The sequence below is a fragment of the Psychrobacter sp. genome, from assembly GCF_030457785.1.
GTDB lineage: Bacteria > Pseudomonadota > Gammaproteobacteria > Pseudomonadales > Moraxellaceae > Psychrobacter.
On sequence record NZ_JAKDUI010000002.1, the window covers coordinates 1 to 13087 of the forward strand.

At 41.3% G+C, this 13087-nt stretch carries 13 protein-coding genes, 1 tRNA gene and 2 pseudogenes; 6 read left to right on the forward strand and 10 right to left on the reverse strand.

Going from position 1 to position 13087, the window contains the following annotated elements; all coding sequences use genetic code 11:
• Positions 1–128, forward strand: a pseudogene (locus L0J61_RS00160) (IS30 family transposase); the annotation flags it as partial.
• 16 nt (positions 129–144) lie between these two features.
• On the opposite strand, the gene L0J61_RS00165 reads toward L0J61_RS00160, so the two are convergent.
• From L0J61_RS00165 to L0J61_RS00185, 5 genes are read right to left on the reverse strand one after another with little or no spacing between them, the layout of a single operon-like run.
• The gene (locus tag L0J61_RS00165; RefSeq protein ID WP_301464291.1) at positions 145–933 is read right to left on the reverse strand and encodes a hypothetical protein; all 789 of its coding nucleotides are present in this window, start codon (positions 931–933) and stop codon (positions 145–147) included.
• Positions 884–2047: a TniQ family protein gene (locus L0J61_RS00170; protein WP_301464292.1), complete on the reverse strand. Its 1164-nt coding sequence runs from the start codon at positions 2045–2047 to the stop codon at positions 884–886. The genes L0J61_RS00165 and L0J61_RS00170 overlap by 50 nt, the downstream gene beginning before the upstream one ends.
• Positions 2047–2946: a TniB family NTP-binding protein gene (locus L0J61_RS00175; protein WP_301464293.1), complete on the reverse strand. Its 900-nt coding sequence runs from the start codon at positions 2944–2946 to the stop codon at positions 2047–2049. Before L0J61_RS00175 ends, L0J61_RS00170 begins: the two co-directional genes overlap by 1 nt.
• Entirely contained in the window at positions 2946–5096 is a 2151-nt protein-coding gene (locus L0J61_RS00180) for a DDE-type integrase/transposase/recombinase (protein ID WP_192523537.1), read from the reverse strand. Before L0J61_RS00180 ends, L0J61_RS00175 begins: the two co-directional genes overlap by 1 nt.
• A complete protein-coding gene (locus L0J61_RS00185; protein ID WP_225736915.1) occupies positions 5089–5733 on the reverse strand; it encodes a TnsA endonuclease N-terminal domain-containing protein in 645 nt (214 codons plus the stop codon). Before L0J61_RS00185 ends, L0J61_RS00180 begins: the two co-directional genes overlap by 8 nt.
• 140 nt (positions 5734–5873) lie before the next feature.
• Here L0J61_RS00185 and L0J61_RS00190 point away from each other — a divergent pair.
• Positions 5874–6320: pseudogene (locus L0J61_RS00190) on the forward strand (ATP-binding protein); the annotation flags it as partial.
• Between the two features lie 26 nt (positions 6321–6346).
• Here the strand turns inward: L0J61_RS00190 and L0J61_RS00195 are convergent.
• Positions 6347–7042, reverse strand: coding sequence for a phosphoglycolate phosphatase (locus L0J61_RS00195; protein WP_301464294.1), 696 nt, complete (start codon positions 7040–7042; stop codon positions 6347–6349).
• A gap of 127 nt (positions 7043–7169) precedes the next feature.
• Positions 7170–7670, reverse strand: a complete 501-nt coding sequence (locus tag L0J61_RS00200; RefSeq protein WP_301464295.1) for a DUF4385 domain-containing protein — start codon at positions 7668–7670, stop codon at positions 7170–7172.
• A gap of 194 nt (positions 7671–7864) precedes the next feature.
• On the opposite strand from L0J61_RS00200, the gene L0J61_RS00205 reads away from it, so the two are divergent.
• Entirely contained in the window at positions 7865–8230 is a 366-nt protein-coding gene (locus L0J61_RS00205; protein ID WP_301464296.1) for a hypothetical protein, read from the forward strand.
• A gap of 127 nt (positions 8231–8357) precedes the next feature.
• On the opposite strand, the gene L0J61_RS00210 is transcribed toward L0J61_RS00205, so the two are convergent.
• Positions 8358–8433: transfer RNA gene (locus L0J61_RS00210), tRNA-Phe, on the reverse strand.
• 122 nt (positions 8434–8555) lie between these two features.
• Positions 8556–8978, reverse strand: a complete 423-nt coding sequence (locus L0J61_RS00215) for a hypothetical protein (RefSeq protein ID WP_301464297.1) — start codon at positions 8976–8978, stop codon at positions 8556–8558.
• A 419-nt stretch (positions 8979–9397) separates the two neighbouring features.
• On the opposite strand from L0J61_RS00215, the gene hisB reads away from it, so the two are divergent.
• The 3 genes from hisB to L0J61_RS00230 all read left to right on the forward strand — a co-directional run bounded on the left by hisB (position 9398) and on the right by L0J61_RS00230 (position 11479).
• On the forward strand, positions 9398–10054 hold the full coding sequence (gene hisB / locus L0J61_RS00220; protein ID WP_301464298.1) for an imidazoleglycerol-phosphate dehydratase HisB: 657 nt from the start codon (positions 9398–9400) through the stop codon (positions 10052–10054).
• 148 nt (positions 10055–10202) lie between these two features.
• The gene (hisH, locus tag L0J61_RS00225; protein ID WP_301464299.1) at positions 10203–10838 is read left to right on the forward strand and encodes an imidazole glycerol phosphate synthase subunit HisH; all 636 of its coding nucleotides are present in this window, start codon (positions 10203–10205) and stop codon (positions 10836–10838) included.
• 293 nt (positions 10839–11131) lie between these two features.
• The gene (locus L0J61_RS00230) at positions 11132–11479 is read left to right on the forward strand and encodes a hypothetical protein (protein ID WP_301464300.1); all 348 of its coding nucleotides are present in this window, start codon (positions 11132–11134) and stop codon (positions 11477–11479) included.
• Between the two features lie 96 nt (positions 11480–11575).
• Here the strand turns inward: L0J61_RS00230 and L0J61_RS00235 are convergent, their stop codons facing one another.
• Positions 11576–12901, reverse strand: a complete 1326-nt coding sequence (locus tag L0J61_RS00235) for a valine--pyruvate transaminase (RefSeq protein WP_301464301.1) — start codon at positions 12899–12901, stop codon at positions 11576–11578.
• Positions 12902–13087 lie beyond the last annotated feature (186 nt).

Here is a 13087-nt window from a genome sequence, read left to right on the forward strand (position 1 = left end):
CTAAGGGTTGTGACTTTAGACAAGTCTCTGATAATGAGATACAGGACATTGAGAATAAACTAAACAACAGACCAAGAAAACGCTTAGGGTTTAAAACGCCCAATCAGGTGTTCTATAATATAATTTAGCGTTGCACTTGGTGTGTTAATCTAAGCTGATAAAAAATCGATGAAAATACCTAATACCATAATTGATCCATTGGATCTTTTCCTTATCGTTTAATGGGTCGGTTAACATAGCTAGTGCTATAAATCGCTTCTCAAATTTTTGTCGATCCTTATCTCCAACTATTCTATAAGCTGGCTTAATTGGTATTTGCTTGGATGCTCGTTTACAAACGAGCTTAAACTGGCGATGACCGTTTAAGTATTGAACAAAAGAAACCATAGCCGTTATCTGACCCTTATTCTTGATCAAATACCTATCTATTTGAGTTTGTGAAGGTGTTTGTGAGCCGTGTAAACCATAGTAGTAGTATAAACTGATCATAGGTTGAAAAACTGTTCTAACAGAGCTTGGCTTGCTCTGACGACGCTTCTGTCTTTTATTTAAGAAACACAAGTATTCTTGCAATATACTTGGAGGGTCGTCATCGAAGGCTACGAACATCTCTTGGATAGCCGCTTGTGAAATAATAATTTGTTCTGTTGTATCATCGACACAGATTTGATGAGTTTTTAAAAGCCATCCAAGTACGGGCATGTTTTTTTGGACAAAATGATCATCAAAGGTGTAAGTTATAATCTCATAGGAAGGTATCTTGCCCCATTGTAAGTCGCACTCTTTGAAAAATTCAAGAAACCTGTACGCAGGGGCAACGAAGTTTCTTTTGCCCGTTCGACTACGAAGAAATTCACTAAAATCAGTGTAGCTTTGGAATATACTATGACTTAGTTGCTCTTCTAGCTCTCTTGTTGGGTTTTGATTTATCATATATTTTCAACTTCTCAATTCGTAATTGCATTCTTTCCCAAGAAGTATTTACTGCCCTTGCTGATTTAGGTTTGGCAGATATCCTGCTTCCTTTGACTTGACGCTTTACGACTGAGGGAAGATCCTTGTAGATAGGTAAAAAAGCTTTTGGTATGACGGGTCGCTTACCCAACCGAAAGCTATTTTGCGTTAAATTATTTTTCTTACAAGCTAATAGCCAGTCATCAAATTTGATTTTGAGCATCTGGTTGGCGTAGGCGATAAGCATTACTCTTTCCTCATAGGATAAGTAATCAAACTTTAGCCCCGTTCTAGTTTTGCTTAGCCTAAGACCATCGATACCACATATACCCAGGGTTTCTACTAAATTTTTATAGATTAATTCTTTTTCTAAAGTACTCTTTCTTATGAGGTTAATGAAAAATAATGTCAGCTCAAACCAGTCACCAGAGGTTATTGAATGACCAAAAACTATTGCTTGATTAGCGCTCAATACTTGTTCAGCCCTCAATTGAAACTCATAAGCATCTGTACATAAAAGTTGATTTACTGCTTCAGCGCTTAGCTTTTCTCGGCAATGAGGACATCTATTGATAAATCGGTGATTCGCTTTGATCAAATGTGGTTGATACGGCAATCCGCAGCTAGAACACGAACTTTGTAGTGAAATTAAGTGCTGTTCACAGTAAACAATCCAACTAAATCGCCACTTTAATCTCAAATACGCGTTTTTGTCCTCTTGCATACATTGAGCGCAATATTGATGGCCTACCATCGTTTTAGAATGAAATTTGGGAATAGGTAACACCCAAGTAAGGCTAATATTTGGTCGATACTCTAATCCAATATCTTCATTGAACTGTATCAAGCTTCTATTATCAAAAAATTCAATATTAGTTTGAGCAAGTACAGCCATATCTTGATGTATCTGCTTATTAATATGATTAAAGCCTTTATCAAAATCATGATGACGCAAATTGTATTTAGACCAGTGATAAAAAAGAATTGTAGAAAGGTCGCAGCCTTGATTTAAAGATACCCGTAGTAACCATGAGTTTATGCTTTCATCATCTAAAAGAGGCGTAGCAACGGGCAATGGTTTTACGCTAACCATCACCTGAGTCCCTCGGTTGAGCGAACATCTTTGTTTTTAGTTAGAATATCTTCAGTAATTTGTTCTGTACCGCTAAAGATGGCATCTTTGGCACAAACTGATAGAAGCCTATGAATATTGCCTAAATTTCCTTTTGAAACAGCATGAATAAGAGCAGCAGTTTTGGGTTGATGCAACTCTGATGGATTCTTAAGCGGAAAAACACTTTCGAGTCGAAAAAGTAATTCTTGAAATCTTTTATCTAATTTCCAAAGAGGGACTTCTACGATATCGAATCGACTAGCGTGCTGAGGATCAGTGTGTAGTACACGTTTCGCATCCTGCGTTCCAATACCGACAATCGGTATCTGTAATTCATTGCATAATGTCTTCAAAGCATTCATTACCTGACGTTGCTGTCTTGGTGTACCTGTAAGTAATGAATGAAGCTCATCAACCATGATCATTTTGACTTGATACTCGCGGCATAAATGAAGTACTTGATAGAGCAATGAAGATGCTGAATCTTTCGTTCTATAGGGCATATGAAGTGCCTCTAGAATAGACATATAGAGGTCTTTTTCATTAGTGCTTGAAGGAGCATTTGCAAAAATAACAGGCTTGACTAAAATGCCATTCTCTTCGATTGGCATGCCATGTTTTCTAAAAAAACGATGAGCAATACTGGTTTTGCCGTTATTTGAATCACCGACTATTAAAAGGTTAGGCATTCTTAGTCTTTTTGGGAACCTCAAAAGTCCGTTTAGCTCTAAAATTATATTGTCTGCTACCTCATAATTGACCCAGCGAGCTTCGTTAATAAAATCTAATCGATCGTCATCAGAATATTCTACAAGATGACGGAAATCTTTATATACATGGAGGTAAGACGTTTTGTTATCAGTGATAATTTCATTCATTATTCAATATCTCCAAAATCAAAATCAGTCGTATCTAGAAGTAGACCATTTTGTTCAACGACACTCTTTTCAGGTTTTTTAGAAGCTTGTATTGATGGCTGTAAGTTTGTTTGAATATCATCACTGTTAGTCGGTTCTAGATCGCTGCTAGTATTGGCATTGTTTCTTTTACTCGCCATTATTGTTTTGGCTACGATAGTTTGACTTTTTGCATGTGTCTTTTGACGTTGCGCTTGTCTACGAGCAGACTTCGTTTTTTTAGAAGAATCTTCGATTAAGTCTCGCATCTCGGTTAAAGCTTCATAAATTTGATGTTCATTTATATACTCATTCCCTTTATCAGAAATCTGCTTACGAATCTGTTTATATTCCCACAGACTCATACTTGGTAGCTGCTGGTTAGCAAAGGGGATTGTAAAGTACTGGTGTAAACTTGGATCGTAGAACCAAATTTTACTAATGTCTCTTGGATCACGTCTGAATAAGAAGTGTTTCTTACTTCCATCTTTATTTTTGGCGTTAATAAAAATATTTAAGCAGGGGTCGTAATAGCGTAAGGAGTCTATAGTCACGCCAAAATGCTGGATGGTTCGCTCAAAACTTGGCATGAAGTCTAATAGTAAGGTTTTTGAGTCTTCTGGTAATGATGGTAAGCCTGTACCAATGCTTTCACCATCTCCATGAATACCTAGATACCATTTTTCCGTAGGACTTCGCCCTAAAGTGCTATGGATTCGCTTGTGATAAACCTTGGTTATAAAGGTAAGAAGCCAAACCTCAAATTCATCTAAGGTAAGTGTTGCTTCTTTTTCAGAGTCATAATTGTCTTTTTCCTTAATATTAGAAAATGTTGTACCGTTGATGCCATGAACCTCTTTCATAAACGTACCAATGAGACGTTCAATATGTCCACCAAACTGAGGTCTTGCTACTGGTCTAAATTCAAGGTTAATCCCATGAATTTCGCACGAACGAGCCAAGGTGTTTGATCGAAAGTCAGCACCATTATCAACGTGTATTTTTTGGGGATAGCCATACACTTGCCATTCTGTATGATCAATACCATGCTCAAGTAAAAGGCTTTCTTTTTGTAAGATACTTCTTGCGACACACATTGCAACTGAGGTTGCTGACGGTGGATCTAATGATAAATAATACCCCGTAATCATTCGGCTATAGACATCGATAGCTAGTGTCAAATATGGTCTACCAATGGATCTCCGGTGTTCGTTATCGACTAGCATCAAATCAACAGGTGTATGGTCTATTTGAATCACGCTCAATGGGTAATCTGCGTTAGGAAAAGAATGAGGCGTGGGTTTGAATTTTTTTCTAGCTTGCTCTATTTGGCCACGCTTTTTAAGCTGTTCATACTCTGAAATTTGATCAATGCGTAATTTAATAGCTTTTTTACTTGGTTTATCGATTTTCTCCATAGAGCAAAGTCGAAAAACTTCACGATAAGTCTGCTCTAAACTAGCCCTTTGCTTAGTCAAATAAAATGCTTTTATAGCTCTTTGAATAACATCGTCCTGAGCCTTGGTTAGACGTGAGTCACCTTCCTTCCAACCTCGCTTTTTCTCTACCAGTCCTGCAATAGAACCAACAGCCTGATACTGCTTAATCCAGCGGTATAATGAACGAATTGAAACATTAATCTCCTTTGAGCGTTTCATTATCAATTTTCGATGATTATGGCTATGCTCAGTATTGATAATAGGTTTGATCGCCTCAAACTTCGACTGTGCTTTTTGCCACTCTTCATCGCCAATAGCACTGATATCGACATTGATATGATCATTATTCTGATCTTTAATATTTGACAAACTTTGTATGTTAACAATACTGGTTTTACCCGTTTCAACACTACGAACTACGACCTCTGTACTCTCGTTTAAGTACTCGACTAGCTCATAGTGTTTATTATCAGACTTATTTAGATAGGTTTTTCCTTTACGCAAATCAATACGTCCACGCCTGATTTCAAATCTATCTAAACCCTCATCATCATGGTCAATCATGAAACCATACCCTTTCGTTGTTGGTGTTGACTCATTTATTGTATCTACATCGATACCTAGTTTTTGAAAATCATCTAAATGCCTGTCGAAGATAGATGAATCAGCTTCTATAATTCTACTATTATTCATAATCCACCCATACCTCTGTTAAGTCATTAATTTTAAGGAATAAATTGAATTTTAATCGTTTAGTAGCAAGTAAATGATAAATTACTCGTAATCCGTGATTTCGCAAGAAAGAGCCTATGTAAAAACGGGTTAATAGGTAATCTATGGTAGTTGTACCCATAAGCCTAACCTGCTTTAAAACCGCTTCCTTATCCTCTTCTTCGATTGCAGAGTTTTTGAACTTCATTAAGAGATTGATATTGTCTAAAGCTGTATTCTTGATACGACTCTCATCATAGATATGAAATACATAACCATTGTCTTTACAGTAGCGCTGCATCGTCTTCCACTTATCTGACCAGTCTCTCCAGTTCGCCTGCCATAGATCATGTGGTTTAACCTCAATAATCATATTTGGCTTACCAGAGCCTTCTACGAACTTGATAAAAAAGTCAGGGGTGTACTTATAAGTAATACCATTCTTGACGAAGGGTATAGTAATTGGTTGAGCAACTATATCCTCCACGTCTTCTCGAAAGGCATGAACTGTGATTAAATCGCGTTCTAAAGTTGATTCATAAGGTAATGATCTGCCTTTATATGGAATTCTTCCTGATACGCTCATTCTAGTCGGTTTTATTTTGCGCATTTGTCTCATAATAATTTGTCGCTTATTTAGCATTTATTAAATTTTATGACAGCTATTTGGTATATGTTTGTCATTTAATTGGTAGGTATTGGAATAGAAAAGAGGTGATATTGAAGGGTATTGTGCCAGTAATTTGGGATTATTACACTTGCGGTTACGATGGGGATGGATCAGCCAGATGCCGTTGTCGACCTCAGCAGATAAAACGTTATCAAGATAAGCTATCAGGTCCACTATTGGATCGTATCGATTTGCATATTACGGTACCAGCATTGCCTATTGCCGATCTGCAAAATGCGCAGGCGGGCGAAAACTCTGAGCAAGTTCGGGCTCGTGTCACAGCTGCACATCAGCGACAGATGACGCGGCAGCAGAAGGCAAATAATGAGCTCAGCCCTAGCGAAATTGATAAATATATTCAACTGGGCGAGGGCGAGCAGCAGCTTCTACAGCTTGCCCAGCAGCGTTTAAATCTATCAGCTCGTGGCTACCATCGGGTGTTGCGCGTTGCTCGTACCATTGCAGACTTGGCTGATAGTTTGGACATTACCAGTGCGCATGTGTCTGAGGCATTGAGCTACCGAAGCAAAGCGTAATCATCCTTCAGCATTGTTTGTCATGATCAAAGCTCGCTGTGATCCAAACTTGCTAGGATCCAAGCAACTAGGGCAGCGAAGTCATCAAACGCTTCAGTGGGGTTTAACTCACGAATATCTTGCCCGTAGTTATAGCCATAAGACAGTCCAAGCGTGTCCATTTTGGCATTTTGTCCTGCTAATATATCGTTTCTGGAGTCGCCGATCATGATAGCTTGATCTGGTGTGATTTTTAGCGACTCACAGACATACAGCAAGGGTGCAGGATTGGGTTTTTTCTGCGGCAAGCTATCACCGCCCAGCACTTCGCTGAACAAGTCCTGCCAGCCAAAAGACTGCAATATTTTGGGTACAAAACGAATGGGTTTATTGGTCACCAGCGCCAGTGTGTAGCCTGCAGAGTGTAGCTTCTTTAAACCGCTATCGACATCTGGATAGGCGACGGTTTTGCTGCCACTAATCTCTTTATAAGCAGCAAAAAAAACTTGCTCAGCGTAGTCCGCTTCCTCGACCGTTAACTCACCTTCTTGCACTTCTATTTTACCAACCAACGCGCGCTCAACCAGCAGTCTGGAGCCATTACCTACCCAGTTACGTATGGTGCTAATAGGAAAAGTGTCTTTGCCAAGTGTGGTGAGCATGGCATTAACAGCGTCCGCCAAATCTGGCACACTATCGATTAATGTCCCATCAAAATCAAAAATTAACAGTTGTTTTTTCATTGTTCCTCACTATTGGGCGTCATCACATTTATTATGTTTATCATGCCGTACTATACCTTAGCATAGCAGTGTTTCGTGACCAGTCAATTTAGTTGTCTGCCGTGCTTAATGTCCTGAGTACTAGTAACTATTCGACATCTTTATAGCGTTTACGATGTTCTTTTTTCATTGTTAGATAATCTTCGTTTTCACGACATTCGTCCCATTTAACTTTAAAAATCCGTGCTGACTCTGCTTTGACTGGATCTTCTTCTTGTCGCGGCAACTCTTCACGACCATGTGCGCCACTCTGACCTTTTTTATCATCAGGTACCGCGCCTTTATATTTCTTACCACCTTTATGATTGGCATAGCGACGAGCGCGGGTATAGCCCATTTGAATGAATTTGCGCGCCATGTCTGCACCGACGAAGTCATCGTCAGCCAAGTAATCTAAAAACATCTGATAGATAGTTTCACTACTTTCGCGAGCGATATCAGGAGTTGCAAAACGCCAGTGGGGTAGAATCTCAGACTTGTAAGGTTCTACCAGCAATACGCCTTGTTCACCGCGACCGACACGGTACAACTCAGGCTGAGCGCGCAAGTCTAAACTTTTATAATCCAAGTCGTAATCAAACTCTCTCATATCTGCGACCTATCATTCTTATCTACTTGTATGTGGTTATTGAGTATACTTAGCCAAAGGGTTCAGAAAAAAGCATAAAAGTGTTATGTAACCGTGACAGTAGGTATTTAGCGTCAAAAGTCGTGAGTATAAGTGGTTATGGTAAAGTCAGCTGTGAGACGTACAAAAGCTATTAATGTGATGAATGCGATGCTATGAGAGATGTTATGTTGAGAAATGAAAAAAGTATTACGGAGCCGAGCGGTTTGCGATTACCCAAAAATATACTGGTATCGTTGCTGCTGCTAACGATAAGCGTACTGGCTAATACGACTGCCCATAGTGCGTGGTTTGACAGTCTGATACCAGAGGGTGAAACCTATACAGTACGTGAAATAGATCGTGACTTAGCTTTTGTCGTTGATGGGTTTATTTATGATGCCCGTACGTCTTGTTTTTTGGCGGTGGGTGATCGGGTAGTGTTTTTTGAAGGGCGTCACGGTCTTGACTATCGCGCGACGATTTATAACTTGGACTCACGTGAGCGTTGTCATCTATTGTTACGTGAGCGGCTGAACTAGCTATGCCGAACTAGCTGTATAGAACGGGTTATAAAGAACCTGTTATACAAACCGTAAATAGCTTGAAGCATAAAAAAAGCCCCAAACATTATCAATGTTTGGGGCTTTTTAGAATTCTGTCAACGAATGGTGGCTCGAGGCAGGATCGAACTGCCGACACACGGATTTTCAATCCGTTGCTCTACCGACTGAGCTATCGAGCCGTTTCCGTTGAGGCGCTATTAAACTAAATATATGACCTGCTGTCAAGTGGTTTTTGCATTATATGTGCTAAAAGCAGATAAATAATCCAATTTAAGCAAAAATGACGGATTTCACCACATGTTCAGTCTTTTAGCCGTAGGAGTTCGTACTCGCTCATTATTCGGTGGATGTTGGTATCGATCGGGATAAACTCACGTACGCCTTTTTTGACTTCGATATCGTATACCATCTTAATAAACTTGGCATCAATTGCGCGCTTACGGTTTTCGGCGTGTACGGTGAGGTATTGCAGTTGCTTGGCATTGGTTTGACCCGCATCTAGGCAAGCGACAGCAGCGATAGGTTTGTCATTAAACATACCGACGTAAAGGGTTTGACCACGTTTAAAGCCTTGCTCGACGACGGCTAATACTTCTTCGCCACTGGGCTGCTCGTCATCGCTGTCGTATAGGGCATGCAGGCGCTCTGATAGCTCGTTTTCTCGTGCTGGCTTTTTAATAAGTGGGGCGTCCAAGCGGTTGATGGCGATGGCTTCTAAAGGCATAGTTGGTTCCTATCATTTGGTAGAGCAGATGATAAAACATGGTGGCAAGACGTGTCGCGTTAGAGAATCAAGGCGGTCACGATTGATAAAACTGAACTCACTATTTTAGCAGAATACGCTTATTTTGTGCGTGGTTTAGCGCTTGGTCATAGCGGTAAATGTTCGGGTTTGCTATTATGAGGATAAACAATACATTGTATCCATTAATACAGCTATAAATACTATGGCGTGTCACCCATTAGCCCATTAAGACACTGACTTATTTCGTACGCAAGCACTGATATCTTAAATTAAGATGTCTCATTTGAGGTTTCTCGTTATTGCTTGATGCAGACGATAACCGCCATTTATTTATCACTTATTTATCGGACGCTTGACGTCCTATTTTAATGACCGAATTTTATAGATAGAGAGTAGCCATGACAGCCAATTCGACCGCGCCATCTGAGCAAGACCAATCACAGAACCCACACCAGTACGGTCGTCCAGCACGTATCGCCACCGTTGAGCGCATCACTGCTGAGACACAAGTCAAATGCACCGTAAACCTTGACGGTACTGGTCAAGGCGTCATCGACACTGGCGTGCCTTTCTTGGACCATATGATTGATCAAATCAAGCGTCACGGTTTATTTGACTTGGATATCAAATGCACTGGCGATACTTTTATTGATGACCATCACAGCGTGGAAGACACTGGTATCACTTTAGGGCAAGCGTTCAACAAGGCGCTGGGTGACAAAAAAGGCATCCGTCGTTATGGGCATTTTTATGCGCCATTGGATGAGTCGCTTAGCCGCGCGGTTGTCGATCTGTCAGGCCGTCCTGGTCTGCATATGGAGATTCCTTTTACTCGCTCGCACGTGGGTAATTTCGATGTCGATTTGTTTAGTGAGTTCTTTTATGGCTTGGTTAACCATTCGTGGATGACGGTGCATTTAGACAACTTAAAAGGCAAAAACAGCCATCACCAAATCGAATCCACCTTTAAAGCCTTTGCTCGTGCCTTGCGTATGGCGTGTGAATATGATGAGCGCGCGTTAAACACCTTGCCATCGACTAAAGAGGCTTTCTAAGGCGTATTTAAGGCTGTTCTACAAGGTTACTCAAAAAGGCCAGTCAAGCTTGGCGTACTGGTTGTGAAGCCTGCGCTCGACTTCCTTGTAGTAAAACCTTATCTACACCTTAGTAATAGTCAAAATATTTAAAAACGAGAATCAATTGATGACTAAAGTAGCTTTATTAGACTATGGCATGGGTAACTTGCATTCGGCAGGTAAGGCCTTATCAGCGGTAGGCGCGGAAGTGTCTATCACAAACGACCCAAAAGTCGTCGCTGCTGCGGATAAGATCGTATTTCCTGGTGTCGGTGCCATGCGTGATTGTATGGCTGGCATGCACGAAGCTGGGATTGATGACGTCGTGCGCGAAGCGATATTTAATAAGCCTGTGATGGCCATCTGTGTCGGTATGCAGGCCTTGTTTGAGCAGTCTGCTGAAAACGGCGGCACGGCATGTTTGGATATTTTAAAAGGCACCGTCGAAGCGTTTGATCCCACGTGGAAAGACGAGCAAGGGGCTACGATTAAAGTACCGCACATGGGCTGGAACACCATTAACGGAATGGATTTGCATCATCCATTGTGGAGAGGGATTGCAGACAATGCGCATTTTTATTTTGTGCATAGTTACTATTGTGCGCCTGCAGATCGCTCGCAGGTGGCGGCTGTTTGCGACTATGGTCAGCCATTCTGTGCCAGCGTCATCCAAGATAACTTATTTGCCACGCAGTTCCATCCAGAAAAAAGCCATACCGCTGGCTTGCAGTTGTTAAAGAACTTCGTCGAGTGGGATGTGTAAATTCGGATGTGTCCTAAATCTGAAGCATAAGGGTTAAATAAGCTAAAAATAGCCAAATCGTTACCAAACTGCATCAAGCAACTTGTTAATATCCCGATATTATCTGTAATGCTTTTCTCATTTGGCTGCCATTTGTCTTCTTTTTCAAAATAACTTCTTTTTTAAAATGAGGACACGCCCTAGATATTTGATTTGGCAGTCGAGTGGGTTATGTTTTATCCTCGCGCAAAAGGGTTTGCTTGATTGCAAACCTTTTTTAGTTGTTTGCTGTTGGCTTATATTTGGAATATATAGTGGACTTTACTACTTTTAAAATTGTTATCATAAAAATAACGGGTCTCGCCAAAGATGCCCTACATATTTACGTCGGTATCGGTGTTTATTTGCTGTGTTTAATGCTGTTTCGTCTAGTCATTAAGAAGCAGCATATCCGGTCATTTACCGCCTTGATGGTCGTGACATGCATTGCTTTATTAGGTGAGTATTTGGATAATCGACAAACCATCGGGACTTTGGGTATAACGGGCCTGAACAGTAATGAAGTCGCTGCAAGTATCCATGATTTAATCAATACCTGTCTGGTGCCTTATGTGCTTTATGCCTTACATAAGTGGACGACAATTTTTTCAGCACGCCCGTGACATCAAGCTTTTAATTAAGTAAGCGCCATAAAAAAACGGACTATTAATAAGTCCGTTTTTTTCGTTTTGGTCGAATGTTTAGCACGCCCTATATGGTTATTTGCTTTGAACCTCATCATACAACTCACGTACCACTTCACCAATCACTCTGATTCCATCTTTCAAGGTTTGCTCATCAGCCGCGATACTCATGCGGACGCACTCATGTGCGTGCTGATAATCGCTGACATCGACGCCAGGAAAGAAGTACTGACTTGGCACGATGAGCGTGCCTTTTTCTTTAAGACGTTCGTACAGCTCAAGCGTGCTAATCGGTAGGTCTTTAAACCATAACCACAAGAATATCGCGCCTTCAGGCTTATGAATCACCAATGGATAGTCGCCCAATGCTTCTTTTAATAGTTTGACCGCAAGGATCGCCTGCTGTTGATAAAATGGCTTGATATCGTCATCTGACAATTGCTTGATACGGTCGTTTTCTACTAATGGCGTGGCAATCGCGGCACCAAAACGCGTCGGCGCTAGATTGACCACGGCATTCATCGAGCTAACGGCAGCGATGATCTCAGGAGCCGCAACGATAATCCCCGTACGAACGCCAGGTAAGCCGATTTTGGAGAGGCTAAAGCAAAGAATGGTATTGTCATCCCAGCTCAGCTCTACGTCTGAATAAATGATGTTTGGGAAGGGCATGCCATAAGCGTTATCGATAATCAGCGGTACATCGTGACGCTTGGCTATCTCTGCCAAATGTGCCATTTCCTCATCGGTCAACACGTTGCCAGTCGGATTGGTCGGGCGTGAGCAGCAAATCGCCCCGATACGACCTTCTTTAAGCGCTGGCAAGTTTTCAAGGGCATCAAAATCGACGCGATATTTGAAGAAGCCTTCCGCGCCATCGTGAGTCACTTCATCGATATGTGGCAGTACGGCGGTAAAGTGCTGACCGTCGAGATGCACGTCACTGTAGCCAATATACTCAGGCGTCAGCGGTAGTAAGATCGACTTATCAATTGATTGGTTTTGTTCGGTTTCGAAAGTACCGCCAAACAGATTGAATAAAAAGAAAAAGGCGTTTTGTGAGCCATTGGTTAAGGCGATGTTTTCAGGCGTTAGATTCCAATCATAATGACGATTAAAAAACTCAACCAATGCGTCGATGAATGCCGCGTCGCCCTGTGGGTTGGAGTAATTCCCCATGCTGACTATGGCACTGCTATTAGGTTCGCCAGCGTCATTGTCGTTGCCGAGTGCTTGATAGGTTTCTAAAAACAACTCATTCACGGCATCAATTTTGGCAGGGTTGCCACCGCCCAGCATGTTGACTGGCTGATCGCTCTTTAGCGCATCGCCCAGATCGTCCATCAATTGTGAGATGCCAGTGGGCTGGGTGAATTTTTGACCGAACTTTGAGAATTTCATAAGACTACCGTGCTGTTTTGGAAGGTGTTGTCAGAGGTTGTTTGATTAAGTGAAACTAGTATAGCAAATGAGGGCTAGGTAATCCCCCCAATAAATAAGCAAACTGCATGGCTGATATTGGTTTATATGCTTGTACGTTGAACGAATCAAAAAACGCCCTCTAGATGAGTAGAGGGCGTTTTGGTT